The 26,998-nt window shown below is 71.7% G+C and carries 24 protein-coding genes; 8 read left to right on the top strand and 16 right to left on the bottom strand.

Going from position 1 to position 26,998, the window contains the following annotated elements; genetic code table 11:
- Together ACZ62B_RS35080 and ACZ62B_RS35075 are read right to left on the bottom strand one after the other, a co-directional pair.
- A complete protein-coding gene (locus ACZ62B_RS35080) occupies positions 1 to 1,170 on the bottom strand; it encodes a 4-hydroxybenzoate 3-monooxygenase (protein WP_469693496.1) in 1,170 nt (389 codons plus the stop codon).
- A 120-nt stretch (positions 1,171 to 1,290) separates the two neighbouring features.
- Positions 1,291 to 2,046: an IclR family transcriptional regulator gene (locus tag ACZ62B_RS35075; protein ID WP_469693494.1), complete on the bottom strand. Its 756-nt coding sequence runs from the start codon at positions 2,044 to 2,046 to the stop codon at positions 1,291 to 1,293.
- A gap of 169 nt (positions 2,047 to 2,215) precedes the next feature.
- On the opposite strand from ACZ62B_RS35075, the gene ACZ62B_RS35070 reads away from it, so the two are divergent.
- The 5 genes from ACZ62B_RS35070 (at position 2,216) to ACZ62B_RS35050 (ending at position 9,167) form a co-directional block, all read left to right on the top strand.
- Complete coding sequence (locus ACZ62B_RS35070) at positions 2,216 to 2,896, top strand: TetR/AcrR family transcriptional regulator (RefSeq protein ID WP_468877164.1); 681 nt, start codon at positions 2,216 to 2,218, stop codon at positions 2,894 to 2,896.
- A gap of 172 nt (positions 2,897 to 3,068) precedes the next feature.
- Positions 3,069 to 4,646 (top strand): MDR family MFS transporter, encoded by a 1,578-nt coding sequence (locus tag ACZ62B_RS35065; protein ID WP_468878075.1) that lies wholly within the window; start codon positions 3,069 to 3,071, stop codon positions 4,644 to 4,646.
- Positions 4,647 to 4,925: 279 nt separating this feature from the next.
- A complete protein-coding gene (locus ACZ62B_RS35060) occupies positions 4,926 to 6,935 on the top strand; it encodes a beta-galactosidase (protein WP_469693491.1) in 2,010 nt (669 codons plus the stop codon).
- A 92-nt stretch (positions 6,936 to 7,027) separates the two neighbouring features.
- Entirely contained in the window at positions 7,028 to 8,089 is a 1,062-nt protein-coding gene (locus ACZ62B_RS35055) for a right-handed parallel beta-helix repeat-containing protein (protein WP_344555531.1), read from the top strand.
- A 49-nt stretch (positions 8,090 to 8,138) separates the two neighbouring features.
- Entirely contained in the window at positions 8,139 to 9,167 is a 1,029-nt protein-coding gene (locus ACZ62B_RS35050) for a methyltransferase (protein ID WP_344555533.1), read from the top strand.
- 75 nt (positions 9,168 to 9,242) lie between these two features.
- Here ACZ62B_RS35050 and ACZ62B_RS35045 read toward each other — a convergent pair whose 3' ends face one another.
- The 7 genes from ACZ62B_RS35045 to ACZ62B_RS35015 all read right to left on the bottom strand — a co-directional run bounded on the left by ACZ62B_RS35045 (position 9,243) and on the right by ACZ62B_RS35015 (position 14,587).
- Positions 9,243 to 9,578 carry a TcmI family type II polyketide cyclase gene (locus tag ACZ62B_RS35045; protein WP_073934961.1) on the bottom strand — a complete coding sequence of 112 codons (336 nt, stop codon included), beginning with the start codon at positions 9,576 to 9,578 and terminating at the stop codon, positions 9,243 to 9,245.
- A 68-nt stretch (positions 9,579 to 9,646) separates the two neighbouring features.
- Entirely contained in the window at positions 9,647 to 10,129 is a 483-nt protein-coding gene (locus tag ACZ62B_RS35040; protein WP_344555536.1) for an SRPBCC family protein, read from the bottom strand.
- A gap of 2 nt (positions 10,130 to 10,131) precedes the next feature.
- The gene (locus ACZ62B_RS35035) at positions 10,132 to 10,392 is read right to left on the bottom strand and encodes an acyl carrier protein (RefSeq protein WP_344555538.1); all 261 of its coding nucleotides are present in this window, start codon (positions 10,390 to 10,392) and stop codon (positions 10,132 to 10,134) included.
- A 27-nt stretch (positions 10,393 to 10,419) separates the two neighbouring features.
- Positions 10,420 to 11,664 (bottom strand): ketosynthase chain-length factor, encoded by a 1,245-nt coding sequence (locus ACZ62B_RS35030; protein ID WP_344555540.1) that lies wholly within the window; start codon positions 11,662 to 11,664, stop codon positions 10,420 to 10,422.
- On the bottom strand, positions 11,661 to 12,929 hold the full coding sequence (locus tag ACZ62B_RS35025) for a beta-ketoacyl-[acyl-carrier-protein] synthase family protein (RefSeq protein WP_344555541.1): 1,269 nt from the start codon (positions 12,927 to 12,929) through the stop codon (positions 11,661 to 11,663). The genes ACZ62B_RS35030 and ACZ62B_RS35025 overlap by 4 nt, the downstream gene beginning before the upstream one ends.
- Positions 12,926 to 13,393, bottom strand: a complete 468-nt coding sequence (locus tag ACZ62B_RS35020; protein WP_469693487.1) for a cupin domain-containing protein — start codon at positions 13,391 to 13,393, stop codon at positions 12,926 to 12,928. Before ACZ62B_RS35020 ends, ACZ62B_RS35025 begins: the two co-directional genes overlap by 4 nt.
- Before the next feature lie 69 nt (positions 13,394 to 13,462).
- Positions 13,463 to 14,587 carry a SchA/CurD-like domain-containing protein gene (locus ACZ62B_RS35015; RefSeq protein WP_344555545.1) on the bottom strand — a complete coding sequence of 375 codons (1,125 nt, stop codon included), beginning with the start codon at positions 14,585 to 14,587 and terminating at the stop codon, positions 13,463 to 13,465.
- Positions 14,588 to 14,822: 235 nt separating this feature from the next.
- Between ACZ62B_RS35015 and ACZ62B_RS35010 the strand changes: the two genes are divergently transcribed.
- A complete protein-coding gene (locus ACZ62B_RS35010) occupies positions 14,823 to 16,682 on the top strand; it encodes an FAD-dependent oxidoreductase (RefSeq protein WP_469693485.1) in 1,860 nt (619 codons plus the stop codon).
- Positions 16,683 to 16,706: 24 nt separating this feature from the next.
- Here ACZ62B_RS35010 and ACZ62B_RS35005 read toward each other — a convergent pair whose 3' ends face one another.
- Together ACZ62B_RS35005 and ACZ62B_RS35000 are read right to left on the bottom strand one after the other, a co-directional pair.
- On the bottom strand, positions 16,707 to 17,675 hold the full coding sequence (locus ACZ62B_RS35005) for a hypothetical protein (protein WP_344555549.1): 969 nt from the start codon (positions 17,673 to 17,675) through the stop codon (positions 16,707 to 16,709).
- Positions 17,676 to 17,835: 160 nt separating this feature from the next.
- The gene (locus ACZ62B_RS35000) at positions 17,836 to 19,281 is read right to left on the bottom strand and encodes a glyceraldehyde-3-phosphate dehydrogenase (RefSeq protein WP_344555551.1); all 1,446 of its coding nucleotides are present in this window, start codon (positions 19,279 to 19,281) and stop codon (positions 17,836 to 17,838) included.
- 199 nt (positions 19,282 to 19,480) lie between these two features.
- Here ACZ62B_RS35000 and ACZ62B_RS34995 point away from each other — a divergent pair, with 199 nt between their 5' ends.
- Positions 19,481 to 19,885 carry an SseB family protein gene (locus ACZ62B_RS34995; RefSeq protein WP_073934951.1) on the top strand — a complete coding sequence of 135 codons (405 nt, stop codon included), beginning with the start codon at positions 19,481 to 19,483 and terminating at the stop codon, positions 19,883 to 19,885.
- 14 nt (positions 19,886 to 19,899) lie between these two features.
- Here the strand turns inward: ACZ62B_RS34995 and ACZ62B_RS34990 are convergent, their stop codons facing one another.
- From ACZ62B_RS34990 to ACZ62B_RS34970, 5 genes are all read right to left on the bottom strand, one after another.
- Positions 19,900 to 20,289, bottom strand: a complete 390-nt coding sequence (locus ACZ62B_RS34990; RefSeq protein ID WP_468890598.1) for a MarR family winged helix-turn-helix transcriptional regulator — start codon at positions 20,287 to 20,289, stop codon at positions 19,900 to 19,902.
- 280 nt (positions 20,290 to 20,569) lie between these two features.
- Positions 20,570 to 21,601 (bottom strand): LacI family DNA-binding transcriptional regulator, encoded by a 1,032-nt coding sequence (locus ACZ62B_RS34985; RefSeq protein WP_073934949.1) that lies wholly within the window; start codon positions 21,599 to 21,601, stop codon positions 20,570 to 20,572.
- Positions 21,598 to 22,491: a carbohydrate ABC transporter permease gene (locus ACZ62B_RS34980; protein ID WP_344555555.1), complete on the bottom strand. Its 894-nt coding sequence runs from the start codon at positions 22,489 to 22,491 to the stop codon at positions 21,598 to 21,600. Before ACZ62B_RS34980 ends, ACZ62B_RS34985 begins: the two co-directional genes overlap by 4 nt.
- Positions 22,488 to 23,414 carry a carbohydrate ABC transporter permease gene (locus ACZ62B_RS34975; RefSeq protein ID WP_468877141.1) on the bottom strand — a complete coding sequence of 309 codons (927 nt, stop codon included), beginning with the start codon at positions 23,412 to 23,414 and terminating at the stop codon, positions 22,488 to 22,490. Before ACZ62B_RS34975 ends, ACZ62B_RS34980 begins: the two co-directional genes overlap by 4 nt.
- The gene (locus ACZ62B_RS34970) at positions 23,411 to 24,730 is read right to left on the bottom strand and encodes an ABC transporter substrate-binding protein (RefSeq protein ID WP_344555559.1); all 1,320 of its coding nucleotides are present in this window, start codon (positions 24,728 to 24,730) and stop codon (positions 23,411 to 23,413) included. The genes ACZ62B_RS34975 and ACZ62B_RS34970 overlap by 4 nt, the downstream gene beginning before the upstream one ends.
- A 184-nt stretch (positions 24,731 to 24,914) precedes the next feature.
- Here ACZ62B_RS34970 and ACZ62B_RS34965 point away from each other — a divergent pair, with 184 nt between their 5' ends.
- Entirely contained in the window at positions 24,915 to 26,936 is a 2,022-nt protein-coding gene (locus ACZ62B_RS34965; protein WP_344555561.1) for a beta-galactosidase, read from the top strand.
- Positions 26,937 to 26,998 lie beyond the last annotated feature (62 nt).

Raw genomic sequence — 26,998 nt, 5'->3', positions numbered from 1 at the left:
TCACCCGAGCGGCCGGCCGGTGTAGCCCTCGGCGAGGTACGCGCGGCCGGCGTCCGACTCGACGACCGAACGCAGCTCGCCGATCTGGCGCATGCGGTCGAAGTCGCTCGCCCCGGGCCGCAGGTGCAGCATGCTCGTCATCCACCAGGAGAAGTGCTGCGCCTTCCAGATGCGCTTCCGCGCGGTGTCGGGGAAGGCGTCGAACAGGGACTCGTCCCCGTCGAGCAGCAGCGCGCGCAGCGCCTCGGTGAGGACGACGACGTCGGCGACGGCGAGGTTCATGCCCTTGGCGCCGGTGGGAGGCACGGTGTGGGCCGCGTCGCCGACGAGCACCACCCGGCCCCGGCGCATCTCGTGCGCGACGAAGCTGCGGAAACGGAGCACGTCCCGCTGGAAGATCGGTCCCTCGTTGAGGGTGGTGCCGGGGACGCGCGACCGCAGGATCTCCCACAGCTGCTCCTCGGTGTACGCCCCGGTGTCGGTAGCCGGGTCGCACTGGAAGTACATGCGCTGCACACCGGGGCTGCGCCGACTGATGAGGGCGAAGCCGTTCGGCGAGTTGCTGTAGATCAGCTCCTCGGCGCTGGGCGGCGCCTCGCACAGGATGCCGAACCAGGCGAACGGGTACTCCCGGAAGTAGCCGCCGTAGGTGCCCGTGACGGCCTCGCGGGCCACACCGCGGGAGCCGTCCGCACCGATGACGACATCGGCCTCGATCTCGACGGTGCCGCCCCCGGCGTCCTTGGCCACGACGCGCGGCCGGTCCGTCTCCACGTCCTCCACGCGCTCGGCGGTCACTCCGAAGCGGAGGTCCTGGCCGGCGGCGAGGCGCGCGGCGACCAGGTCCTTCAGCACCTCGTGCTGCGGATAGAGCCACACCGCCCGGCCGACGGCCGCGGCGAAGTCGATCCGGTGACCCTCGCCGTCGAAGCGCAGCTCTATGCCCTCGTGCTTCTGCCCGGCCGTGAGGACCCGGTCCGAGGCCCCCGTTCCGCTGAGGATCTCGACGGTGCCCTGCTCCAGGATGCCGGCCCGGATGGTGGTCTCGATCTCCTCGCGGCTGCGGGAGTCGACGACGACCGACTCGATGCCGTGGCGGCCGAGCAGATGGGACAGCAGCAGACCGGCGGGGCCTGCTCCGATGACGGCGACTCGGGTGCGTACGGGCATGTCGTCTCCTTCGACGGCCGACGGGGTGGCAGGGAGTCTGGCGCCGGTCCGCCCCTGTTGACGACGGACCTTCCCATTGAACGGGAATCGGATCTCCTCGGCGTGCGACCCGGCCGGCGGCTACGGGCGGTGCGCGCCGAGCGCCGCCGAGATGCCCGCGGCGGCGGAGCGCAGCACCTCGGCCACGGGAGCGGTAGGCGTGTCGCGGGGGAGTACGACCGACAGCGCGGCGATCACCCGCCCGCGCCCCTCGCGCACCGGCACGGCGACGCCCGTGGAGACGGCCTCGACCGTCCCCGGGGCCACGACCACGCCGTCACGCCGGACGCCGGCCAGGACCCGGCGCAGCAGCGCCGCGTCGGTCACGGTCTCCGGCGACACCGCCTCCAGCGGCCCGGCGAGGACCCGCTCGCGCAGCTCCTCCGGGCCGTGGGCGAGCAGGACCAGCCCCGACGACGAGGCGTGCAGGGGCAGCCGCCCGGCGATCCGGGTGATGTTCGCGCCCGCGTGCGGATGGGACAGCCGCTCCACGAAGAGGGTCTCGCCGTTCTCCAGCACCGCGAGCTGGGTGTGCTCCCGGACCCGGGCCTGCACCCGCTCCATGAACGGCAGCGCGGCCTGCCGCAGACGCAGGGCGTGGGAGCCGCGCAGCGCCAGCTCCCACAGCCGCATGCCCAGCCGCACCCGCTGCTCCTCGTCCCGTTCCAGCAGCCCGCACTCCACGAGATCGGCCACGATCCGGTGCGCCGTGGACGACGGCAGCCTCGCGCGCCGTCCGATCTCCGACGCCGTCTGCACGGTCCGGTCGGTGTCGAACGTCTCGAGGACGCGGACGATCCGCTCGGTGACCGTCTCCCCGGACCGTGAGTTCGCCATCGTCCGTCCTTCCGGGCCGGTTCGCGGCATGCCGCCGTGACGAGTATCGGGTGGTACCCCCTCGCGCGGGGCACCGGAGACGGACTTCACGCCGCCGTGCGCCCCTCGCCCGCCCGCCGGACGGGGGCGGGCCGGAGGGAATTTTGCATGGCGTGCATCTTTGCATAGCATGCAAGGTATGTCGGAGAAGGGCACCGCGCAGGGCGGGCTGCGGGAGCGGAAGAAGCGGGCCACGCGTGCCGCTCTCGCCGAGGCCGCCGTGCGGCTGGCCGCCGAGCACGGTGCGGAGAAGGTCACCGTCGAGGCGATCAGCGCGGCGGCCGGGGTGTCCGTGCGGACCTTCTTCAACTACTTCGACACCCGTGACGACGCCTTCGTCGTGATCGACGCGGACGCGGGCGCGCGGATGCGGCAGGCCGTACTCGACGCGCCGGCCGCGCTCTCCCCGCTCCAGGCCCTGCGCGAGGCCCTGGCCGCGGAACTGGCCGAGGCGGAGCAGCAGCACGAGCTGTGGCGGCTGCACGCCCAGGTGGTGCACGCCTCGCCGCACCTGCTGGTCCGCACGCTCGGCGCGCACATGGCGGACGAGACGGCACTGGCCGAGGCCATCGCCGCGCGCATCCGCGCCGGCGGGCCGACGGCATCCGTGTCCCCACCCGCCGGCGCGACCGACGAGGAACGGCGCGGCGCGCTCGACCTCTACCCGCGGCTGCTGGCCGCGGTGGCGGGCACCGCGGTGCGGACCAGCGTGGAGCACTGGTCCGCCCGGCCGGAGGAAGCCGCCTTCCTCGACGTCTTCCAGGAGGTGTTCGCCCTCCTCGCCGCCGGCCTCCCGGCACCTCCCGCGTAAGCCTCACCACCGGCCGCCCGGCTTCCCGCCGGGGCCGCCCCCGCTGTCCGTTCCGCGCCCACGAGGGCGCCGGCACCCGCCGGCGCCCGCCCCGCGCGTGACCGTTCGACCATCGTCCGAAAGAGATCCCGTGACCTCACCCCCGGCGCCCGCCGACGCGCCTTCCACCTCCATGACCCAACGGCAGATACTCCAGGCCATGTCGGGCCTGATGGCCGGCATGTTCGTCGCCATCCTGGCGGGCACCGTCGTCTCCAACGCGCTGCCGACGATCATCGCCGACCTGGGTGCCAGCCAGTCCTCCTACACCTGGGTCGTCACCGCCGAACTGCTGGCCATGACCGCGACGGTGCCCCTGTGGGGCAAGCTGTCCGACCTCTTCAACAAGAAGCTGCTGCTCCAGCTCTCGCTGCTGATGTTCGTGGTCGGCTCGCTGCTGGCGGGCTTCTCCCACGACACGACGCTGCTGATCTTCAGCCGGGTCGTGCAGGGCATCGGCGCGGGCGGTCTGACCGCGCTCGCGCAGGTCGTCATGGCCGCCGTCATCCCGCCCCGGGAACTGGGCAGGTACTCCGGCATCTTCGGTGCCGTCTTCGCCGTCGGCACCGTGGCCGGACCGCTGATCGGCGGTGTGCTGGTGGACACCGACTGGCTGGGCTGGCGCTGGTGCTTCTTCATCGGCGTGCCGTTCGCGCTGCTGGCCATCCTCCTGTTGCAGCGCACGCTGAAGCTGCCCACCGTCAAGCGCCAGGTGAAGATCGACTGGCTCGGCGCCTTCCTGATCGTCGCCGGTGTCTGCGCGCTGCTCATCTGGGTCTCGCTGGCCGGCAACCAGTTCGACTGGGCGTCGTGGCAGACCGCCGCGCTGGTGATCGGCGGCGTGCTGCTGCTGGCCCTGGCGGTCCTCGTCGAGGCCCGTACCGACGAGCCGGTGATCCCGCTCGACATCTTCAAGAACCGCACGGTCACCCTGACCACGGTGGCCAGCCTCCTGGTCGGTGTCGCCATGTTCGGCGGGACCGTCTTCCTCTCGCAGTACTTCCAGGTCTCCCTGGGCAAGTCGCCGACCGTCGCCGGTCTGATGAGCCTGCCGATGATCCTGGGTCTGCTGGTGTCGTCCACCGTCGCCGGGCAGCTGATCAGCCGGACCGGCAAGTGGAAGAACTACCTGGTGGCGGGCGCGGTCATCATGACCATCGGCCTCGCGCTGCTGGCCACGATCGACGCCAGGACGCACTTCGGCCTGCTCAGCGTCTACATGGCGGTCCTGGGCGTCGGTGTCGGCATGCTGATGCAGAACCTGGTGCTCGCCGCGCAGAACGACGTCCCCGCGGCCGAACTGGGCGCCGCGACCTCCGTGCTGTCCTTCTTCCGCAGCATGGGCGGCACCATCGGCACCAGCGTCCTCGGTGCGATCCTCGCCAACCGGGTCGCCAGCGAGATGACCAAGGGGCTGGAGAAGGCGGGCGCCGCCGGAGGGGCCGAGGGCGGCTCGGGCGGCGGCGGGCACAGCGTCCCGGACATGAGCACGCTGCCCGCCCCGATGCGGGAGATCGTGGAGCACGCCTACGGTGTCGCCACCGCCGAGCTGTTCCTCATCGCCACGCCGTTCGCGCTGCTCGCGCTGGTCGCCGTGGTCTTCCTGAAGGAGAAGCCGCTGAAGACCACCAGCGGCATGGAACGCCTCGCCGAGGAGTCCGCCACCGCGGACACCACGCCGGACAAGGACCGGACGGCCCCGGTCGCCTGAGCAGCGATCAGGCCGGCCGGACCCAGGGGAAACGGACGGGGCCGCCCACCGCGCATGGTGGGCGGCCCCGTCCGTTTCCCCCGCACGGCGACTCCCCGACGCCACCCCCCGCACCCCCTGGCGGACGCGGCGGGGGATGGGACGATGGAGATCCACTTCCCCGACGGACACCACGAGCGGATGCCGCAGCCGCACATGCGCCAGCCACATGTGCGGTAGCCACACATCCGGCTCACGGGAAACCCACGGGAAGCACAGCCCTCCGGAAGGACGGAACACATGCCCACGCACCGCCCCTGGCCGCTCCAGGTCCCCGGCCTCGGATACGGAGGCGACTACAACCCCGAGCAGTGGAGCCAGGAGGTCCAGCTCGAGGACATCGAGCTGATGAAGGAGGCCGGCGTCAACCTCCTCAGCGTCGGCATCTTCTCCTGGGCGATGCTCGAACCGCGCGAGGGCGCCCATGACTTCGGCTGGCTCGACACGGTACTGGACCGGCTGCACGCTGCGGGCATACGCGTCGCCCTGGCCACCGCCACGGCCTCCCCGCCGCCGTGGCTCACCCGCAAGCACCCCGAGATCCTGCCCCGCAGGCCCGACGGCACCGTCCTGCACCAGGGCTCCCGCCAGTCGTACGCCGTGTCGTCCCCCGTGTTCCGCCGGTACGCGCTGCGCATGACACGCCTGATGGCCGAGCGGTACGGACAGCACCCCGCGCTCGCCCTGTGGCACGTCGACAACGAGCTCGGGTGCCACGTCCCCCACGACTACTCCGACGCCGCGGCCGACGCCTTCCGTGCCTGGCTGGGCAAGCGCTACGGCACGGTCGACGCACTCAACGCGGCCTGGGGCACGGCCTTCTGGTCGCAGCGCTACGACACCTTCGACGACATCCTGCCCCCGCTCCAGTCACCGACCTTCGTCAACCCCACCCAGCAGCTCGACTTCTTCCGCTTCTCCTCCGACGAACTGCTCGCCCACTACCGCGAGCTGCGCGACGTACTGCGCGAGATCACCCCCGACGTGCCGGCCACGACGAACTTCATGATGTCGTCGGCCACCAAGTGGATGGACTACTTCTCGTGGTCCGCCGACATGGACGTCGTCGCCAACGACCACTATCTGATCGCCGCCGACCCGCGGGCCCACATCGAGCTGGCGTTCTCCGCCGACCTCAGCCGCGGAGTGGCCGGCGGCGACCCGTGGATGCTGATGGAACACTCCACCTCGGCGGTCAACTGGCAGCCCCGCAACCGGCCCAAGGGCCCCGGCGAGATGCTGCGCAACTCCCTCACCCATGTGGCGCGGGGAGCCGACGCCGTGATGTTCTTCCAGTGGCGCCAGTCCGCCGCCGGAGCCGAGAAGTACCACTCCGCCATGGTTCCGCACGCCGGACGCGACACCGACGTCTTCCGCGACACGGTGGAACTCGGCAGAAGGCTGGGCGCCCTGGCCCCGGTACGGGGCAGCAGGGTCCGCGCGGACGTGGCCCTCGTCGTCGACTACCCGTCCTGGTGGGCCGTCGAGACCGAGGGCCGGCCGAGCGGCGTGCTGGACTACCAGGCGGAGGTGCAGCGCTGGTACCGGGCGCTGTGGGAGCGCGGCGTCACCGTCGACGTCACCTCCGTGCACGGTGATCTGACCGGCTACCGCGCCGTGGTCGTACCGACCCTGTACACCGTCACGGACGCGGACGCCGACCGCGTCGCCGCCGCCGCGCGGGCCGGCGCCTCCGTGCTGATCACCTTCTTCAGCGGGATCGTCGACGAGAACGACCACGTCCGGCTCGGCGGGTACCCGGGCGCCTTCCGCGAGCTGCTGGGCGTACGGAGCGAGGAGTTCCACCCGCTGCGGGAGGACGAGGTCCTCACCCTGGACGACGGCACCCGCGCCGACCTGTGGGCCGAGAAGACCCGTCTGACCGGGGCCGAGGCGGTACGCACCTGGGCCGACGGCCCCCTGGCGGGCGGGCCGGCCGTCACCCGGCACACCGTCGGCGAGGGCGCCGCCTGGTACGTCGCCACCCGGCCGGACGCGGCGGGCGTCGCCGGCGTCGTCGACGCGCTCCTGGCCGAGGCGGGCGTCACCGCGGAGGTCCCCGGCCTCCCCGCGGGAGTCGAGGCCGTGCGCCGGCACGCCGACGACGGCTCCCGTTTCCTCTTCCTCGTCAACCACACCGCCGGTCCCGTCGACGTACCGGCCCGCGGACGCGAACTGCTGCGCGACCACGACGTCGACGGGCGGTTCGTCCTGCCGCCGGGGGAGGTCGCCGTCGTCCACGAGAGATGAGCCGGCCGGGTGATCACCCGTCGAGCGGGCGCGTCGGCCCACCCGGGTGATCACCGGTGGCGGGGCCCCACCCCCGCTCATAGCTTCGGCTCATGAACAAACGACACATCGCCCTTCTCGCCTGTACCGCCGCCGCCGTGGCCGCGGGGCTGGGCGCCGCCCCGTCGGCCCACCATCCGACCGTGCACCGCGTACAGCCCGGCCAGTCGATCCAGAAGGCCGTGGACGCCGCGAAACCGGGGGACACCGTCCTCCTCGCACCCGGCACCTACCGGCAGAGCGTCGACATCAAGAAGCCGGACGTGACCCTGCGCGGCCACGGCGCCGGACGCACCGTCCTGGTGCCCGCCGAGAAAGCCGGCGACAGCGCCTGCGCCAAGGCGGGCAACGGCATCTGCGTGACCGGCACCGACAAGAGCCCCGTGGAGAACGTCACCGTACGGTCCCTGACGCTGCGGGGATACGCCGAGAACGGGCTGTGGGCCACCGGCACCGACGGACTGGAGGTCAAGTACGTCCTGGCGGAGAAGAACGGCCAGTGGGGCATCGCCGAGGAACGCTCCGTGCACAGCGTGCTCAGCCACAACCTCGTCCGGCAGAACGGCGACGCCGGACTGTTCGTCGCCAACACCGTCGACACCGAGGAAGGCGCCCGGGACGCGGAGAAGACCGTGATTAGCCACAACCGGATGGCCGGCAACCGCGTCGGCGTCACCGTGCGCCGGCTGCGGAACCTGACCGTCGGCCACAACGAGGCCACCGGCAACTGCGCCGCCGTCTTCGTGGTCGGCGACGAGTCGAAGCCGCGCGCCGGCGACCTGAGCGTGACGTACAACTACATCCACGCCAACAACAAGTACTGCCCCAAGACGGCCCGGCTGCCCTTCCTGCAGGGCTCGGGCATCGTCCTCACCGGTGCCGAGGAGACCCTGGTCGCCTACAACCGGGTCGAGGACAACAAGGGCACCTCCCCGCTCTCCGGCGGCATCGTGCTCTTCAAGAGCCTCGTCGGCGCGCCCAGCGAGCGCAACGAGATCCGCGACAACCTGGTGACCGGCAACAGCCCGGCCGACCTGGCCGACCGGGACACCGCCGAGAACAACACGTTCAGCCACAACACCTGCACGCTCTCCGAGCCCGCGGGCATGTGCTGACCCGCCCGCCCCACCCCCCGACTGCACGACAGCGGAAGCGAGGCAACGGATGACCACCGTTGATCCGGCTCCCCCGCCGCCCATGCGGCTGCGGGAGCTCGTTTTCGGGGCGGCGTGCGCCGCCGCCGTACGCGCGGCCGTCCGCCTGGGCGTGGCGGACGCGCTGGACGACACCCCCATGACCGTCGACGACCTGGCGACGGCGGTGAAGACCCAGCCGCACACCCTGCGGCGGCTGCTGCGCGCCCTGTCCTGCCAGGGCGTCTTCGCCGAGAACCCCGACGGCACCTTCGAGCACACCGAGATGTCCCGGCTGCTGCGCGAGGACGACCCGCACAGCCTGCGGTACATCGCCCTGTGGTGCACCGAACCGTGGACCTGGAACGTCTGGCCGCGGCTCGACGAGGCGGTGCGCTCCGGCCGGGGCGTCTTCGAGGACGTGTACGGCCAGGAGTTCTTCACCCACCTCAACGAGTCCGCCCCCGAGTCCGCCCATGTGTTCAACCGGGCCATGACGACGTCCAGCGAGCAGTCCGCACGCGACGTGGCCCTGCTGCTCGACCTGGACGACGCCTCCTCCGTCGCGGACATCGGGGGCGGCCAGGGACACGTCCTGGCCAGCCTCCTGGAGAAGCACCCCCACCTCCACGGCACCCTGCTCGACCTGCCGGGGGTCGTCGAGAACGCCGACCCCCGGCTGCGCCGGGACGGCTCGCTCGCCGGCCGCGTCGACATCGTGGCCCGGGACTGCCGCGAGGGCGTCCCCGTCCGGGCGGACGTGTACATCATCAAGAACGTCCTGGAGTGGGACGACGACAGCACCCGCCGGGTGCTCGCGGGCGTCCGCGCGGCGGCACGGCCCGGGGCCCGCGTCGTCGTCATCGAGAACCTCGTCGACGACACCCCGTCGATGCGGTTCACCACCGCCATGGACCTGCTGCTGCTCCTCAACGTCGGCGGCGCCAAGCACACCCGGCAGAGCATGGTCGACCGGCTGACCGACGCGGGCCTCGTCATCGACGGCATCAGCCCGGTCAACGCCTATCTGCACGCCTTCGAGTGCACCGTCCCCGGCTGACCGGGGGCACGCCGACAACCCCGAGGCCGCCGGCTCCGCGACTGACGCGGGACCGGCGGCCTCGGGGTTTCCCGCTCAGGAACGGGCGCCGCTCTCCCAGCGGTAGAAGCACTGCGCCATGGCGTCCTTGGGGCTGCGCCACGTGGCCGGGTCGTACGGGCTGACGTACGCCTCCAGCCGCTCGCTGATGCTGCGGAACTCGGGGTGCCCGGCGACCTTCGCGATCGCCGGCGCCGGGTCCTGCTCGGCCTCGATGAGGTGCAGGTACACGTCGTCGCCGAACTGGAAGAGGCTGCGCCGGCTGACGCCGACCAGGTGGGGGAGTTCACCCCGGTCGGAGGCGGCGAACACGTCGGCGATGTCCGGCGCCGAACCGGGCTTCATCCGGGCGACGATGAGGGCGTGGTGCATGGGGGGTTGTCCTTCCTTTGACCGGCGGACCGGCGGACCGGCGGACCGGCGGACCGGCGGGCCTGCGCTCAGCGCGAGGACGCGACGGACGCGCTCTCGCTGTCACGGGCGACCTGCTCGATCCGGTCCCGGATCAGGGCCATCTGCGTACGGGAGTTGCGGTTGATGTTGTCCGTCATCCAGTCGTCGTCGACCGGGGCGTCGGGCTTCATCGCGAAGTCCTGGACCCAGCGCATCTGCACACCGTCCGGCAGCTCCGCGTACTCCCACACGATGTCCATGTGGGCGAACGGGCCCGTCTCGACCCGGCGGGCGCGGACGGTCCGCCTCTCCCGGTCCGGGGTGCGCTCCGACACCCAGCTCCACACCTTCCCGTTCTCGTCCGGGTGCATGGTCAGCCGGAACGTCGTCGTGGCCCCCTCGCGGGAGAGGATCTCCACGGACGCGTACTCGCTGAACAGCCGCGGCCAGTTCTCCAGGTCGTTGGTCATCTCCCACACGAGGTCGAAGGGAGCGTCGATGGTGATGCTGTTCTCGGTGTGTCCGGCCACTTTCAGGCTCCAGCCGTGAGGGTGCTGTTGACGAGGTTCAGGAACTCCCGCGGCGTCCGGCAGCGCTCCGAGTCGGGGGGGAGCGACGCGCCGTACCGGTTCTCCAGCTCGCCGACGATGCCCAGCAGGCCGAGCGAGTCGAGGCCGAAGACGTCGAAGGGGGACTCCGCGGAGTCCTTCAGTTCCTTGGGGTCGACGGTGATGCCGGCCGCCTGCTTCATCAGCGCGGCCAGCTCGTCGAAGGTCACTTCGGTGGTGATCATGGGTGACTGCTCCTTCCCCGCCCGTTCCTACCGGGCGGAATCGTCACCGCGGCGCACGACCAGCGCCGCGTTGGAGCCCATCAGTCCCCTGCTGAGGACGAGGGCGGTGCGCAGCTCGGCGGGGCGAGCGTGCGACATCACCAGGTCGAGGTCGTGGCAGATGTCGAACACGTTCGGCGTCGGGGGCACTTGACCGTGTTCCATGGCGAGCACCGCGGCCACCGTGTCCAGCACGGGCGCCGCGCAGTGGGCGCGGCCGATGCCCGTCTTGGGCGCCGTGACCGGGACGCGGGTGCCGTGCGCGCCGAGCGCGTCGGCGATCGCCAGCGCCTCGGCGCGGTCCGCCGCGGGGACGCCCATGGCGTCGGCGAACACGACGTCGATCTCCTCCGGCGCGCAGCCCGCCTCGTCGAGGGCGCCGCGGATCGCGCGGGCCAGGCCCTCCCGGGACTCCGCCCAGCGGGAGGCCCCGGTGAACGTGGCGGCGTGGCCGGCCACGACGGCCCGTACGGGCACTCCGCGGTCACGGGCACGGAACTCGTCCTCGACGACGAGCAGCGCGCCGCCCTCGGCGGGTACGAAGCCGCACGCCTTCTCGGTGAACGGGCGGTAGGCGCGGTCGGGGTCGTCGAGGGTGCTGAGCTCGGGATAGCCGAGCTGGCACACCATCGAGTACGGGGCCAGCGGCGCCTCCGTGGCCCCCACGACCATGACGTCGGTGCCGCGGCCCACGGCCCGGCTCGCGTGCGCGAGGCAGTCCAGACCGCCCGCCTCGTCGCTCGCCACCACCCCGCAGGGCCCCTTGAGGCCGCCGCGGATGGAGATCTGGCCGGTGCTCGCGGCGTAGAACCAGGCGATGGACTGGTAGGGGCCGACGAACTTGGAGCCCTTTCCCCACAGTTTCTGCAGCTCGCGCTGGCCGAACTCGCCGCCGCCCGAGCCGGCGGCGGTGACCACGCCGACCGAGAACGGATCGGCGGGTTCGCCGCCGAGTCCGGCGTCGTCGAGGGCGAGGGCGGCAGCGGCCATCGCGAAGTGGCTGAACCGGTCGGTCTGCACCAGGAACCGGTCCTCGATGAGGGCCGCCGGGTCGAAGGCCCGGACCTCGCCCGCCACCCGCAGCGGCAGATGGTCACAGCCCTCGCGGCTGATCAGGTCCAGCACGCTGAGGCCTTCGCGGACGGACTTCCAGTAGGCGTCGGTCCGCAGTCCGTTGGGCGCGACCACACCGATGCCGGTGACGGCCGCGCGCCCGGGGCGCCGATTGCTCATCGTGTCCTCCCACCCGGCCCGGACAGCAGCACCGCGGACTGGAAGCCGCCGAATCCGCTGCCGACGGAGAGCACATGGTTCAGCTTCCGCGGGCGGGCGGTGCGCGGCACGTAGTCCAGGTCGCACTCGGGGTCGGGGGTCTCGTAGTTCGCCGTGGGCGGCACCACCTGGTGCTTCAGCGCGAGGACGCAGGCGACCACCTCGATCGCGCCGATCGCGCCCAGCGAGTGCCCCACCATCGACTTGATGGAACTCATGGGCGTCTCGTGGGCGTGCGCGCCCAGGGACCGCTTCACGGCGGCCGTCTCGTGCCGGTCGTTCTGCCGGGTGCCGGAGCCGTGCGCGTTGACGTAGTCGATCAGCGTGGGGTCGATACGGGCCTGGTCGAGCGTGGTGTCGATCGCCCGGGCCATCTCCAGTCCCTCACTGGTCAGACCGGTCATGTGGTAGGCGTTGCCGTAGGTGGCGTAGCCGCTGATCTCGCAGAGGATCTCCGCGCCGCGGGCCCGCGCGTGCTCGTACTCCTCCAGGACGAGTACGGCCGCGCCCTCGCCCATCACGAAGCCGTCGCGGTGGGCGTCGAAGGGCCGGGAGGCGTGCTCGGGGTCGTCGTTGTTGGGCGACGTCGCCTTGATGGCGTCGAAGCAGGCCATCGTGATCGGTGAGATCGGCGAGTCCGACGCCCCGGCGACGCAGACGTCGGCCCGGCCCTCGGCGATGGTGTGGAAGGCGTAGCCGACCGCGTCGAGCCCGGAGGTGCAGCCGGTGGAGACGGTCTGCACCGGGCCCCGGGCGTCGAACCGCTCGGCGACGACCGAGGCGAGGGTGCTCGGTGAGAAGGCCAGGTGCAGCTTCGGCTCCGCCCGCCGGTGGTCCACGTCCCAGCGCCGGCCGCCCTCGCTGACCAGCACGTAGTCGTGTTCCAGCCGGGTGGTGCCGCCGACCGCGCTGCCCAGCGAGACCGCGGTGCGCCACGGGTCCATGGTCTCGGTGTCGAGTCCGGAGCCGCGCACGGCCTCGGCGGCGGCGACCACGGCGAACTGGATGTACCGGTCCGCGTGTTGGCACAGCTCCGCGTCCAGGTCGTGCTCGAACGGGTCGAAGTCGCACTCGGCGGCTATGCGCGAGCGCAGACCCGCCGGATCGAACAGGGAGATGCCGCGGGTCGCGGTGCGGCCGGCTGTCAGAAGATCCCAGAACGCCGTCGCTCCGATGCCGCCGGGAGCGACCACACCTATACCGGTGACGGCCACTCGCCGGGTCATTTTATGGCCTCGCTCGGCTCGGCCGACCGGCCGACCTCGGGACCGCCGACCGTCAACTGCGGCCCGGTGGGGGCGTTTTCGGTCTCCTCGGTGTCGACGTGGCCGAGACTCGGGTGCGGGGCGAGCGGGCCCAGGTGGAACACCATGCGGGCCTCCTGGTCGCCGACGTTGCGGAAGCGGTGCCGCATGTCGATGGGGATCATCAGTCCCTGCTCGGCGCGGAGCGCGAACGGCTCGCCGTCCAGGTCCACTTCGAGCGCGCCGCTGACCACGTACACGAACTCCTCGGAGTACGGGTGGTAGTGCTCGCCGATGCGCTCGCCGGGCTTGATGATCGCCAGGCCCATGAAGCCGCTGGTGGAGCCCACGGTGGCCGGGGTGAGCAGGGTTCTGAGGTCGCCTCCGCGCCGTCGGTTGGGTTCCGTCTCGCTCAGGTCCACGATGCGTGGATGCTGCTTGGACATGGTTGATACCTCCGGGTGTGCCGGTGACGTCCGGGCGGGAACGGCCGCGGACGTCACCGCGGTGGACCGTCAGGAATCCGCGGAGCGGCGGTCGGTGACGGGCATCATGTCGGCGTGCGCCAGGAGCCGGTGCAGGGTGCGCTCCGAGTCCAGGGAGCCCTCGACGCCGATCGCGGCGCCGTCCAGGAGACGCTCCAGCTCGGCCGCCCCGCCCGGGGCCTTGATGCCGAGGGCGGCGGCGGGGTCGAGATCGAGCTCGCCGGTGACGTCGATCATGCGGACCACGACGTCGTCGCGCTGGAAGACGGTGCTCGCGTACACCGGGCTGTCCGGGTCGTTCGCCGCGGCCTCGTCCTGGTGGGCGAGGAACCGGGCCAGCTCCAGGCCGTGGTCCGTCACGGCCGGGTAGTACAGCATGTGCCGCCGCAGTTCGGCGGGTTCCGGGCGGCCGGACACCACGTGCTGCATGGCCGGGAGCGCCGCCCGGGTGAAGAACACCCGCGCGGAGTCGGAGTCGGTCAGGTCCCGGTCCCGCTCCAGATAGGGGTTGATGGCCTCCTCCACCGCCCGCACCCCGGGCTGACGGGCCACGTGGCACAGCGTGGCCAGGAGGTCGCCCGCCACCTCCACGGCCCGTACGACGCGGTTGCCGTGCATGAAGAGCGAGGTGCGGTGCAGCCGTGTGATGCCGTCGACCTGCGCCTCGGGCGACTCGTAGTCGGCCAGGAGCTCGGCGACCTTGGACTCGGAGCCCGGCTTGACGGTGAAGGTGAGGGCGTGGCGGGTCACACCGGTGCCCACGCGGGCCGTCGACTGGAGGCCGGCCGCCGCGGCCTCGGGGGTGAGCGGCTGTTCCGGGTGGGTCTCGCGGAGGATGCTGTAGCGCATCGACCGGGTGTCCCGGACGCAGCTGTGCATCGGCCGGACGATCGCGATGTGCTCCTCGCTGTTCACCCACTTGAGGAACGGCAGGGCGCTCTCCCACTCGCTGGTGATGAGCCACTGCGAGGGGTTCTCGATCGACTGGCACAGTTGGTCACTGATGTGACCGGGGACGGACGCGACCTTGTTGCGCATGTGCTCGTACGCGTCGAGGAACTGCTCCTGGGCCCCCTCGTACAGGTCGAGCAGCAGGATCACCCGCAGCCTCGAGCCGTCGAACGCCGACTGCGATATGCGTGCCGACATGGTCATCCGGCGCACCTCTCCTCTTCGTCGGAAGGTCGGGAACGGCCGCCGTGCCCGTCGGAGGGCCGGGGTCGTCATGAGTCGATCGTTGACGCGACCTTCCGGTGCGCGCGAGCGACACGGGGCAGGTGGGTGAACCGCGTGCCATCCGGGTGCCGCCGGGACGCGAACGGTCCCGCACCGGGCATGAAAGGTGCGTCCCATTCCACAGCCCGTCGAGGGCGACGCTGGAGGCGTTTCAATGAATCGATCGGATACGGCCGGCCGGGCGGATCACCGCACGCCGGTCCTCATCGTCGGCGGTTCCCTGGTGGGCCTGTCGATGTCCCTGTTCCTGGGACGCCTCGGCGTGCCGCACACGCTCGTCGAACGTCACGCGGGCACGTCGATCCACCCGCGCGGGCGGGGGAACAACGTACGCACCATGGAGCTGTTCCGGGCGGCCGGGGTCGAGCAGCGCATCGGCCGGGCCGCGTCGGTCCTGGCGGAGAACCACGGCATCTGGCAGACCCCGAGCCTGGCGGGTGACGAGGGCGAGTGGCTGCTCCAGGAGATCGACCCCGGTGGCGGGCTCGCCCGCTTCAGCCCCAGCGGGTGGTGCCTGTGCAGCCAGAACGACCTGGAACCGGTGCTCCTCGAGGGAGCCCGGGAGCTCGGCGGGGACCTGCGCTTCGGGACGGAGATGCTCTCCTTCGACCAGGACACCGAGGGTGTGACGGTGCTGGTCAAGAGCCGGGAGACCGGCGAGCACACCAGGATCAGGGCGGACTACCTCGTCGCCGCCGACGGCCCGCGCAGCCCCGTCCGCGAGTCGCTGGGCATCGGACAGAACGGTCCGGGCGACCTGTTCCACAACGTGAGCCTCACGTTCACCTCCCGCGACCTCGCCGGTGTCGTCGGGGACCGGCGGTTCATCGTCTGCTACCTGACCAACCCGGAGGCCGACGGGGCCCTGCTGCCGGTCGACAACCGGGAGCACTGGGTGTTCCACGCCCCCTGGCACCCCGAACACGGCGAGACGCTCGAGGAGTTCACCGACGAGCGGTGCGTCGCCCACATCCGCAAGGCCGTCGGCGTGCCGGACCTCGACGTGGAGATCACCGGCCGGGCCGCCTGGCACGCCGCCGAGCGGGTCGCCGAACGGTACGCCGACGGCCGGGTGTTCCTGGCCGGCGACTCGGCCCACGAGATGTCGCCCACCGGTGCGTTCGGCTCCAACACCGGCATCCAGGACGCCCACAACCTCGCCTGGAAGCTGGCCGCCGTGCTCGGCGGCTGGGCCGAGCCCGGCCTGCTGGAGTCCTACGACGCCGAACGCCGGCCCGTCGCGGAGGCGACCAGCGCCCGTGCCTCCTCCCGCTCGAGCGAGCACAGCCACCCCGGGTACACCCCCGCCCCCGGCGCTCCCGCCCTCGGAGCCCCCGCACCCGGCGCTCCCGGCGGTCCGGGTGGACCCGGCGGACCCGGCGGACCCGGCGGTCCGGGGGCCGGCGGTCCCGGAGCCGGTGGTCCCGGCGGCCCCGGTGGCTTCGGAGCCGGTCGTCCCGGTGGCCCCGGTGGCCCCGGTGGCCCCGGTGGTCCCGGAGCCGGCGGCCCCGGCGGTCCCGGCGGTCCCGGGATGAAGCCGGGCGGCATCCTCAACGTGGCGCTCTGCTACCGCTACCCGCGCGGCGCGGTCCTGGGTGCCGACCCGGCGACGCCGGTCATCCCCGACGGGGTGATGCTGACCGGCGAGCCCGGCAGCCGCGCCCCGCACGTGTGGCTGGACCGCTCCGGCACCCGGATCTCCACGCTCGACCTGTACGAGCGGTCGTGCGTGCTGCTGAGCTCCGCGGACGGCGCCTGCGACTGGCACACCGCGGCGGCGAAGGTCGCGAAGGACCTGTCCGTACCGCTCGACGCCTATCGGGTGGGCGACGGCCCCGGCGCGGAACTGACCCCCGAGGACGGTGCCGACTGGGCCGGGGCGCACGGGATCACCGCGGACGGCGCGGTACTGGTCCGGCCCGACGGCTTCGTCGCCTGGCGTTCCGAAGGACCCGTACCGGACCCGGCGGCGGTGCTGCGGGAGGCCGTCGCCACCGTCCTGGCACGGAACTGACGCGGGAGCGGCGGCCGGTGGACGTCACCCTCCGCCGACGCCGCCCTGCCGTCCCCGTTCCGCCTTGGCCTGGTGCTGCTCGAACCGCTGGAGCGCGGGCCCGTCGGTGTTCCACGGCCAGGGCGTGACCACGCCCTGCAGCGTCTGGAACACATGGTGCGCGTCGACGGCCCGGCCGGCCGCGCACAGCGCGTACGCCAGCACGTTCAGATCGGCCTGCGCCGCCGCGTGCTGGAAGAAACCCGGCTTCGCCCACAGCGCGGCCGCCTGGTCCAGCGCGGCCGCGAGCTGTCCGCCCTCCCACAGCTGACCGGCCGTCATGGCCCGTACCCCGCCCTGCGCGAGCAGTCCCTGGTACTGCCGCACGGCCGCGGTCAACTCGACCGCCGCACAGGCCGCGTTGGCCGGGATACGGGTGCGCACCACGTCGACGAAGTCGAGGACGGCCGCGCTGGACCCGCCTTCCTCCGGCGACAGGTACGCGAGCATCTGCAGATACGCCTCACGATGCCAGCGGTCGCGCCCGGTGGCCTCCCGCCAGACGGCGTTGACGTCGCTCTGGCCGTAGCGCTCGATCCGGGACACACCGAGCAGGACCACCCACGGCAGCGGATCCTCCGGTCTTCGCTCGGCGGCCTGGTGGCACCGGGAGACCAACTCCCCGGCGTCCTCCAGGTGTCCGTCCCGCAGACCGCGCACCAGCCCGGTCCAGGAGTGGAACACCAGGGCGTCCGCGCTCTGCGGCTCCCGGCCCAGCCACGCCGCCGCGATCCCCGCGTCGGCCGTCGCCTCGGCCAGTACGGACACCCGGTGACCTCGACGGTCCCAGTCGTTTCCCGTCTCCTCCAGCAAGGAGGACACGAGTGTCACGTCCGCGGCCCTGCCGCCCCCGTTCCGCTTGCTCAACCGCCCCAGTACGCGCGCCAGCTCGGCGTCGTCGAGGGCGGGCACGAGGCGGGGGCGTTTACCGGTGCGACTGCTGAAGAGGGCCATGCCGGAAGACTAGGAACTCCACGTGCACCGGCAACCCGTACGGGGTGATCGTTACCGATCTGCCCCTTACCGCCGGTACAGCGGGCAGACCGGGGCGGGGCCGGGCATCTCGCCCGCCCCGCCCCGTCGTCGCGTCCGTTCCGCTTGCCGGCTTTCCGGGTCAGACCGCCGGGGCCGGGTAGGTCGGGTACTCCACCCCGGAAACGTACTGGACGACCCGGATGACCTGGCAGGAGTAGCCGAACTCGTTGTCGTACCAGAGGTAGAGGATCGCGTTGTCGCCCTCGACCTTCAGTGCGCCGGCGTCGACGATCGAGGCGTGGCGCGAGCCGATGAAGTCGCTGGAGACCGCGTCGGGCGCGCTGATGAAGTCGATCTGGCGCTTGAGCGGCGAGGTCAGCGACACGTTGCGCAGGTGGTCGAGGACCTCCTGGCGGTCGGTGGCGCGGCCGAGCTGGAGGTTGAGGATCGCGATCGAGACGTCCGGCACGGGCACCCGGATCGAGCTGCCGGTGATGGTCGCGTCGAGGTCGGGCAGCGCCTTGGCGACGGCCGAGGCGGCACCCGTCTCGGTGATCACCATGTTCAGCGGCGCCGAACGGCCGCGGCGCTCCGACTTGTGGTAATTGTCCAGCAGGTTCTGGTCGTTGGTGAACGAGTGCACCGTCTCCACGTGCCCGCGCAGCACCCCGTACTCGTCCGCCATCGCCTTCAGCGGCGGCACGATCGCGTTGGTGGTGCAGGACGCGCAGGACAGGATCCGCTCGTCCGGCTTGAGGGTGTCGTGGTTGACGCCGTGCACGATGTTGGGCACGTCGCCCTTGCCGGGCGCGGTGAGCACCACCTTGTCGATGCCGGGGCGCAGGTGCAGCGAAAGCCCTTCGCGGTCGCGCCACTTGCCGGTGTTGTCGATGAGGATGGCGTTCTTGATGCCGTACGCCGTGTAGTCGATCTCCGTCGGGTCGCCCGCGTAGATCACCTTGACGGTGTTGCCGTTGGCGGTGATCGTGCTGTTCGCCTCGTCGACGGTGATGGTGCCCTGGAACTGGCCGTGCACGGAGTCGCGGCGCAGCAGCGAGGCCCGCTTGACGATGTCCTGCTCACCGCCCCGGCGGACCACGATCGCGCGCAGGCGCAGACCGTTGCCGGACCCCGACTTCTCGATGAGCAGCCGGGCCAGGAGGCGGCCGATGCGGCCGAAGCCGTAGAGGACGACGTCGCGCGGCTCGCGGCGGTCGATCTTGTCGGCGCCGGTCGCGCCGGCGACGGCCTCCGCGGTGAACTCGGTCACCGACCGGCCCCGGTCGTCCGCGCGGTAGGCCTCGGCGAGCAGGCCGATGTCGATCTGGGACGGGCCGAGGTCGAGCGTGGTGAGCGCCTGGAGGAAGGGCAGCGTCTCGGTGACCGAGAGCTCCTCGCCGGCGATCTGCCGGGCGAAGCGGTGGGTCTTGAGGATGCTGACCACCGACTTGTTCACCAAGGAGCGGCTGTGCAGCAGGACGGTGACGTCCCGCTCGCGGTGCAGCTTCCCGATGATCGGGATCATCGACTCCGCGATCTCCTCGCGGTGCTTCCAATGCGTGAACGAGTCTTCGTTGACAGTCACAGGTCCATCTTTCGAGCTAGAGGGTGCTCATATGATAGCCATGCGGGTCGTCGGGTCCGGAGGGGGTGCCGGAAGGGCGGCGAACGGGCCGGGACCCGCAGGGTTGCGCGACATGCGAACGGGTACGCGTGCAGCACCGTGCCCGGGCGGGATCTTGTCCCGGGCGAGCCGTACGACCGCCGCTACCAGGGAATCTGCCATGGAAACACCCGCGCACGAGAACAACGCCCCCACGCCCGCGCAGCGGGCCCTGGACGCCCTGTCGGAGAACACCGAGGACACGATGGCGCTGGACGCCCTCGCCAACAGCGACGTACTGATCCCGGTTCCGGACGACGCGGGCGACGAGGAGGCCGCCGACCCTGGCGCGGTCGCCCTCCCGGTGCTGGAGCAGCCGGGCGGCACCCAGGTGGTGCCCGTGTTCACGTCCGAACTGGAGATGGCCGGACTGCTGCCGTTCGTCTCCCGTTACCGGCTCGTCCCGCTCGGCGCGCTGGCCGCCCAGTGGCCGGCCGAGGAACTGTCGCTCACCATCGACGGCAGCTCCGAGCACCGTCTGACGCTCACCTCGGAGGGGGTGCGGACGCTGCTGGCCCGCCCGTAGGTCCGGCCCGAGCCCTATTCGCCCAGTGTGCGGGCGAGTGCGGCGCGCTGCACCGGCAGCGTCTCGGCGTGCAGCTCACGCCCCTTCGGCGTGAGCTGCACGTACACCCCGCGCCGGTCCTCCAGGCACATGCTGCGCTCCACCAGGCCGTCCTTCTCCAGGCGGGCGATGAGGCGGGACAGCGCGCTCTGACTGAGGTGGACCCGGCCCACCAGGTTCTGCACCCGGCACTGCTCGCCGTCCGGGGGCGTCGCGGTCGCGAGCAGATCCAGCACCTCGAAGTCCGAGGCGCCCAGGCCGTACGGGTGCAGCGCGCGGTCGATCTCGCCCAGGGTGCGCGCGTGCACCGCGAGGATGTCACGCCACCGTTCCTCGAGCCGCGCCCCGGCCGTCTCCGCTGCCATACCCGAACGGTAACACTTGTCCGACATTCAATGAATGTGCAACGAACGTGCGACGACGGCCCTTCGCGGCAGGTCGGGCGGGCGCGTCCCGGAGCGGACCGACGAGGCCGCCGTCCGGGCCCCGCACGGAGACGGTCGGCGTGCCGCCGCCGGCGTTCCGCTGGGCTCCGTCCGAGCAGGGCCCGGGACAGGGCCCGCGACGGGCCGGGACCCCGCACCGGGTTTGCGCCGGGCTGAGACCTCGCACCGTGCCCATGCCGGGCGGGACCCCGCACGGGGCCTACGTCGAGTCCCGTTTCACCAGCTCCGTCGGCAGGATCACCGCCGCCGGGTCCTCGCCGCCGATCTGTGCCAGCAGCACCCGCACCATCTCCGTGCTGATGCGGTCCCACGGCTGGCGGATCGTGGTGAGCTCCGGGCTCGCGGCGACGGCCGCGGGGGAGTCGTCGAAGCCGCCGACCGCGACGTCCTCGGGCACCCGGCGCCCCGCCCGGTGCAGCGCGGTCAGCACGCCCTGGGCCATCAGGTCGGACGCCACGAACACCGCGTCCACGTCCGGGGCCCGCGCCAGCAGCCGCTCGGCTCCGGCCTCGCCACTGGCCCGGCTGTAGTCGCCGGAGACGACGAGCCGCTCGTCGGCCTCGACGCCCGCCTCGGCGAGCACCTCCCGGTAACCGGCGAGACGCTCCACACCACCGGGGGTGTCGAGCGGACCGGTCACCACGCCGATCCGCCGCCGCCCCAGCGCCAGCAGATGCCGCACCATGTCCCGCGCGCCGTCCCGGTCGTCGGCGGCCACGTAACTGACCTTCGAGCCCATCCCGATGGGCTTGCCGCACGCGACCAGCGGCACCCCCGCGGCCCGCAGCTCCTCCGCCACCGGATCACCGGAATGGCTGGACACCAGCAGCACCCCGTCGACGTGCCCGGCGGTGATGTACCGCGTGATGCGCCGCCGTTCGTCGTCCGTACCGGCCAGCATCAGCAGCAGCGGCACGTCGTGCGCGGCCAGCGCCTGCGTGCAACCCCGCAGCAGGACGTTGAAGTTGGGGTCCTCGAAGAACCGCTCCTGGGGCTCCGTGAGCAGGAAGCCCACCGAGTCGGACCGGCCGGTGATCAGCGAGCGGGCGTGCCGGTTGACGACGTAGCCCGTCTTGCGGATGGCGGCGTCGACCGCCTGAGCCGCGGCGGGGCTGACGTAGTGACCGCCGTTGAGCACCCGCGAGACGGTGCCGCGCGAGACACCGGCCTCGCGCGCCACGTCGTGGATCGTCGGCGGCTTGCGCCTGCCCCCCGTGTTGCTCATGGTCATGACTTTACGGCCCCGGAGAGCAGATCCAGACTCCAGAACCGCTGGACGACCAGGAACAGCGCCACCAGCGGGAACACGGCGAGGAACGCGCCCGTGATCACCAGCGTGTACAGCGCCGGGGTGTTGGCGCCCTGTTCGAGCAGGGTGTGCAGACCGAGGGTGATCGGGAACTTCTCGTCGTCGCTGAGCATGATGTACGGCAGCAGGAAGTTGTTCCAGATCGCCACGAACTGGAACAGGAAGACCGTCACCAGTCCGGGCACCATCATCGGCAGCGCCACCCGGGAGAAGATCCGCCACTCGCCCGCGCCGTCCATCCGCCCGGCCTCCACCACGTCCGCCGGCACCGCGGCCGCGGCGTAGATCCGCGCGAGGTAGACGCCGTACGGGGAGAGGATCTGCGGCAGCAGCACCGACAGGTAGGAGTCCGTGAGGTCCGCCTTCGCCAGCAGCAGGTACTGCGGGACGGCGAGGATCACCGGCGGCATCAGCACGCCCGCGAGCAGCACGTTGAACAGCGTCTCGCGGCCCCGGAAGCGGTAGACCGCCAGCGCGTAGCCGCTGACCGCCGACACGCACGTCGACAGCAGCGCGCCCGCTCCGGCGTACAGGGCGGAGTTGCCCATCCACTGCCAGTAGACGCCGTCGCGGTAGGCGCTCAGGTCGGAGAGGTTGTCGGCGAAACCGGTGCCCGGCCAGAACGTGAAGGTGGAGAACAGCTCCGAGCCGGACTTGGTGGACGCGATGACCACCCAGGCGACCGGCAGCAGGCAGTACAGCGCGCCGAGCAGCAGCGTCACGGTCGGGACCAGCGCGGTCCGGCGGGGGCGGGCCGGGCCACGGGCGGTGCCGGCCGTGGGCTCGGCCTTGGGCAGGGCGAGGGAGCTCATCGGGCGGCCTCCTGCTTGTCGCGCCGGTTCGTCGCCCGCAGGAACCCGAAGGACAGCACCAGGGTGGCGAGCGCGATGAGGGTCGCCTGGGCGGCGGCCGCGTGGATGTCGCCGTTGCCGAAGGCGTCCTGGTACACCTTCATCAGCGGACTCCAGGTGGTGGACACGGAGTTGGTGAGCGGCTTGAGGACGGTCGGTTCGCTGAACACCTGGAGCGTCGCGATGATCGAGAAGAAGAAGGTCAGCACCAGCGAGGGCGCCACCATCGGGATCTTGATCCGCAGCGCGATCTGCAGCGGCGTGGCGCCGTCCAGCTTGGCCGCCTCGTACACCTCGGCGGGGATGGCCCGCAGCGCGGTGTAGATGACGATCATGTTGAAGCCGGTGCCGCCCCAGACCGCGATGTTCGACAGCGCCAGATACAGCGGCCCGCCGTCCAGCAGATCCGGCTGCGGCAGACCGAACCTGTCGAGCACGAAGTAGAACGGGCTCACGTCCGGCAGGTACAGGAAGCCCCACAGCAGGGCCGCCACCACACCGGGGACGGCGTACGGCAGGAAGATCGCGAGCCGGCTGAAGGGAGCGAGCCGTACCTTCTCGGAGTCGAGCATCAGCGCGAACAGCAGCGCCAGGCCCAGCATGACCGGCACCACGATGCAGCCGTAACCGAGCACGCGCAGCGCGCCGTTCAGCAGCTCGCTGTCGGACAGGGCGTCGGTGTAGTTCTCCAGGCCGGCCCAGACCTCCTCACGGGCACCGGCGCCCAGCCCGAGGCCGGAGACCCGCACCTTGCGGAAGCTGAGCCAGACGGCGTACCCGATGGGCAGCGCGAAGAACAGGAGGAACAAGAGGGTCGCGGGGGCGAGGAACGCGTACGGGGCCCCCTTGACCCCGTACGGCGTCCGGCGGGCGGGGGACTTCACTCCGCGACCCCGAAGCCCTGCTTCTTCAGGTCGGCGACCGTGTCCCGCTGCATGGTGTCCAGGGCGGCGGTGAAGTCCGACTTGTTCTTCGCGGCGGCGCCGAAGGCGTCCTTGAACGTCGTGTAGGCGACGTTGACGTTCGGGCCCCAGGCGGACGGCGCGGTGGTCTCCGCGATCGCGGCGGCCTTCTTGTAGAAGTCGGGCTGGTTGGCGAAGTACTCGGGCGGGCTCATGAAGGCGCCGCTGAGCTGGGCCGAGGTGGAGGCCGGGTAGATGCCGCCCTCCTTCGCCAGCGCGTTGAGCGCGTCGCCGTCGGTGTTCAGCCAGGCGGCGAACTTCGCGGCGGCCTCCTTGTTCTCCGAGTCGGTGGTGACACCGGTGGAGGACCCGCCCCAACTGCCGGTGCGGCTCTCGCCGTCGCTCCACTGGGGGAGCGGGGCCATGGCCCACTTGCCCTTGGTGTCGGGCGCGGCCGTGGTCAGCGTGCCCGGCGCCCACACCGCGCTCACCCACGCGATCTGCTTGCCGGTGTTGAGCGCCTTGTTCCAGGCCGGGGTGTACATCGGCTGGTTGTCGATGGCGCCCTCCTTCACCAGGCCGCCCCAGAACTCGGCGACCTTCCTGGTGGCGTCGTCGTCGATGCCGACCTTCCACTTGTCGCCGGAGGTGGTCCACCACTGGGCGCCGGCCTGCTGGGCGAGGCCCGCGAACAGGCCGGAGTCGTTGGCGGAGAAGGTGGTCAGGTCCTTGTCGGGGGCCTTCTTCTTCAGCTCGCGGGCCGTCTCGGCGAAGTCCTCCCAGGTGGCCGGGACGGAGAGCCCGTACTCCTTGAACAGGTCCTCGCGGTAGTAGAACATCATCGGCCCGATGTCCTGCGGGACCGCGTAGACGGCGTCCGTGCCGAGCGTGGTCTGCTGCCAGACGCCCTCGGCGAACTTGCTCTTCACGTCGCCCACCGTGTCGCCTATGTCGGCGAGCGCGTCATTGCTGACCAGCGTGGGCAGCGCCTGGTACTCCGCCTGCACCAGGTCGGGCGCCTTGCCGGCCTTGTGCGCGGTGAGGATCTTGGTGACCAGCGTGTCGCCGGACGCCTGCTTCTTCACCGTGACGGTGATCTGCTCCTTCTTGCCCGGCCCCTTGTTCCACAGGTCGACGACCTTGTCCATGCCGGGGGTCCAGGTCCAGTACGTCAGTGAGACCGGGCCCGACCGGGCCTCGCCGTCGTCGGACGACGAGCCGCAGGCGGCGAGTGCGGTGGCGCCGAGCGCGACGGCGACGGCGGAACTCACGAGGCGACGGCGCTTCGTGTACGGCATGGAACTCTCCCCTGACCTGGGGCCTCCGCTCGATGCGAAGACCGACCATGCTTCTGTGAGCGTTCACAGTAGAGAAACATCCCGGACACTTGTCAATGGTTGTTGCTGTGCGGTTATGTTGGCCCCGTGCCACCGAAAATGTGTGTGCACGTTCCCAAAAGATCGACACATCGGGAGAGAATCCATGCCGGAGACCACCCCCAGGGGCCTCACCGGGCTCGCCTTCGGTGGGGACTACAACCCCGAGCAGTGGCCGGAAAGCGTCTGGGACGAGGACGTACGGCTGATGCGGGAGGCCGGCGTCACCATGGTGAGCGCCGGGATCTTCTCCTGGGCCCTGCTGGAGCCCGCGCCCGGCGCGTACGACTTCGGCTGGCTCGACCGCAACCTCGACCTGCTCCACGCGGGCGGCATCCGCGTCGACCTCGGCACGCCCACCGTGGCGCCGCCCGCCTGGTTCTACCGCGCCCACCCCGACGCGCTGCCCGTCACCGAGGACGGCGTGCGCCTGGAGTTCGGCTCCCGCGGCGCCATCTGCCACAGCAACGCCGACTACCGGGCCGCCGCCGCGAACATCACCACCAAGCTCGCCGAGCGCTACGGCGACCACCCCGCGCTCGCGATGTGGCACGTCCACAACGAGTACGGCGTCCCCGTCTCCGCCTGCTACTGCGACTCCTGCGCCGACCGCTTCCGCCGCTGGCTGGAGCGGGAGTACGGCACCGTCGACGCCGTCAACGAGGCCTGGGGGACCGCCTTCTGGGGCCAGCGCTACGCCGGCTTCGACGAGATCAACCCGCCGCGCCGGACCCCGACCGTCGGCAACCCGGCCCAGGCGCTGGACTACCGGCGGTTCGCCGACGCCACCATGCGCGAGAACTTCACCGCAGAGCGGGACATCCTGCACCGCCTCTCACCCGGCGTCCCGGTCACCACCAACTTCATGACCGCCCTCAGCCAGTGCGACTCCGTCGACTACTGGGCCTGGGGCCGCGAGGTGGACCTCGTCACCAACGACCACTACCTGATCACCGACGGCCGCCGCACCCACGTCAACCTCGCCATGGCCGCCGACCTCACCCGCTCCGTCGCCGGCGGCGCCCCCTGGCTGCTGCTCGAACACTCCACCTCGGGCGTCAACTGGCAGCCCCGCAACCCCGCCAAGGCCCCCGGCCAGATGGCCCGCAACTCCCTCGCCCACGTGGCCCGCGGCTCCGAGGGCGCGATGTTCTTCCAGTGGCGCCAGTCCCGGCGCGGCGCCGAGAAGTTCCACTCCGCGATGCTGCCGCACGGCGGCACCGGGACCCGCGTCTTCCGCGAGGTGACCGAACTCGGCGCGTCCGTACGGGCGCTGGCGCCGATCCGGGGCACCCGCACCGAGGCCGACGTGGCCATGCTGTGGGACTGGCACTCCTGGTGGGCGCAGAACCTCGACTGGCGCCCCAGCGAGGACCACGACGCCCGCGAACGCGCCGACGCCTGGTACGAGGCCCTCTACGACCACCACCTCACCGTCGACTTCGCCCACCCCGAAGCCGACTTGTCGAGGTATCCCCTTGTCGTCGTACCGGCCCTGTACCTGATGACGGAGGCGGCCGGGAACAACCTCAGGGAGTACGTCGAGAACGGCGGCACCCTCGTGGTGTCGTACTTCTCCGGCATCGTCGACGAGCACGACGCCGTGCACGAGGGCCCCTGCCCGGGCGCCCTGCGCGACGTCCTCGGCCTGACCGTCGAGGAGTTCTCCCCCCTCCTCCAGGGCGAACGGGTCCGCCTGGCCGGCCCCGACGGCGCGGAACTCGACGCCGACGTGTGGACGGAGTTCGTGGTGCCGCGGGGCGCCGAGACGGTGTGGACGTACGCCGACGGCCTGACCGGGGGACGCCCGGCCGTCACCCGGCACCGCCTCGGCGAGGGCACCGCCTGGTACGTCTCCACCCGGCTCGGCGCCGAGGGCCTCGCCGCCCTGCTCGGCCGGGCCGCCGAGGACGCCCGGATCGCTCCGCGCGCCGACCTGCCCCGCGACGTCGAAGTGGTGCGCCGCACGGGCGAGTCGGGCACCTTCCTGTTCGCGATCAACCACACCGCCACCGACGCCAAGGTGCCGCTGGACACTCCCGGCACCGAACTGCTGACCGGTGAACGCGCCGCGGGCCGCCTCGCGGTCCCGGCAGGAGCCGTCCGGGTCGTACGACTCGACGGCTGAGCCGCGACTCCCCTCCGCCCGCGTGAGCACACAGGCCGCGGGCGGAGGGGGCCTCGCCCTCG

It is taken from the genome of Streptomyces sp. NPDC053426 (assembly GCF_055585405.1).
The sequence above is the reverse complement of the archived record's forward strand: the minus strand, read 5'-3'. Positions and strand labels throughout refer to the sequence as shown.

What these genes read in the sequence shown, in the direction of transcription:
- ACZ62B_RS35060 (WP_469693491.1), top strand. Translation starts at nt 4,926, where the DNA reads ATGCCCACGCACCGCCCCTGGCCGCTCCAGGTCCCCGGCCTCGGATAC.
- ACZ62B_RS35005 (WP_344555549.1), bottom strand. Translation starts at nt 17,675, where the DNA reads ATGGCCCTCTTCAGCAGTCGCACCGGTAAACGCCCCCGCCTCGTGCCC.
- ACZ62B_RS35020 (WP_469693487.1), bottom strand. Translation starts at nt 13,393, where the DNA reads ATGTCCAAGCAGCATCCACGCATCGTGGACCTGAGCGAGACGGAACCC.
- ACZ62B_RS35045 (WP_073934961.1), bottom strand. Translation starts at nt 9,578, where the DNA reads ATGCACCACGCCCTCATCGTCGCCCGGATGAAGCCCGGTTCGGCGCCG.
- ACZ62B_RS34980 (WP_344555555.1), bottom strand. Translation starts at nt 22,491, where the DNA reads ATGAGCTCCCTCGCCCTGCCCAAGGCCGAGCCCACGGCCGGCACCGCC.
- ACZ62B_RS35050 (WP_344555533.1), top strand. Translation starts at nt 8,139, where the DNA reads ATGACCACCGTTGATCCGGCTCCCCCGCCGCCCATGCGGCTGCGGGAG.
- ACZ62B_RS34985 (WP_073934949.1), bottom strand. Translation starts at nt 21,601, where the DNA reads ATGACCATGAGCAACACGGGGGGCAGGCGCAAGCCGCCGACGATCCAC.
- ACZ62B_RS35030 (WP_344555540.1), bottom strand. Translation starts at nt 11,664, where the DNA reads ATGAGCAATCGGCGCCCCGGGCGCGCGGCCGTCACCGGCATCGGTGTG.
- ACZ62B_RS35065 (WP_468878075.1), top strand. Translation starts at nt 3,069, where the DNA reads ATGACCCAACGGCAGATACTCCAGGCCATGTCGGGCCTGATGGCCGGC.
- ACZ62B_RS35055 (WP_344555531.1), top strand. Translation starts at nt 7,028, where the DNA reads ATGAACAAACGACACATCGCCCTTCTCGCCTGTACCGCCGCCGCCGTG.
- ACZ62B_RS35025 (WP_344555541.1), bottom strand. Translation starts at nt 12,929, where the DNA reads ATGACCCGGCGAGTGGCCGTCACCGGTATAGGTGTGGTCGCTCCCGGC.
- ACZ62B_RS35075 (WP_469693494.1), bottom strand. Translation starts at nt 2,046, where the DNA reads ATGGCGAACTCACGGTCCGGGGAGACGGTCACCGAGCGGATCGTCCGC.
- ACZ62B_RS35010 (WP_469693485.1), top strand. Translation starts at nt 14,823, where the DNA reads ATGAATCGATCGGATACGGCCGGCCGGGCGGATCACCGCACGCCGGTC.
- ACZ62B_RS34970 (WP_344555559.1), bottom strand. Translation starts at nt 24,730, where the DNA reads ATGCCGTACACGAAGCGCCGTCGCCTCGTGAGTTCCGCCGTCGCCGTC.
- ACZ62B_RS34995 (WP_073934951.1), top strand. Translation starts at nt 19,481, where the DNA reads ATGGAAACACCCGCGCACGAGAACAACGCCCCCACGCCCGCGCAGCGG.
- ACZ62B_RS34990 (WP_468890598.1), bottom strand. Translation starts at nt 20,289, where the DNA reads ATGGCAGCGGAGACGGCCGGGGCGCGGCTCGAGGAACGGTGGCGTGAC.
- ACZ62B_RS35035 (WP_344555538.1), bottom strand. Translation starts at nt 10,392, where the DNA reads ATGATCACCACCGAAGTGACCTTCGACGAGCTGGCCGCGCTGATGAAG.
- ACZ62B_RS35015 (WP_344555545.1), bottom strand. Translation starts at nt 14,587, where the DNA reads ATGACCATGTCGGCACGCATATCGCAGTCGGCGTTCGACGGCTCGAGG.
- ACZ62B_RS35070 (WP_468877164.1), top strand. Translation starts at nt 2,216, where the DNA reads ATGCAAGGTATGTCGGAGAAGGGCACCGCGCAGGGCGGGCTGCGGGAG.
- ACZ62B_RS34965 (WP_344555561.1), top strand. Translation starts at nt 24,915, where the DNA reads ATGCCGGAGACCACCCCCAGGGGCCTCACCGGGCTCGCCTTCGGTGGG.
- ACZ62B_RS35080 (WP_469693496.1), bottom strand. Translation starts at nt 1,170, where the DNA reads ATGCCCGTACGCACCCGAGTCGCCGTCATCGGAGCAGGCCCCGCCGGT.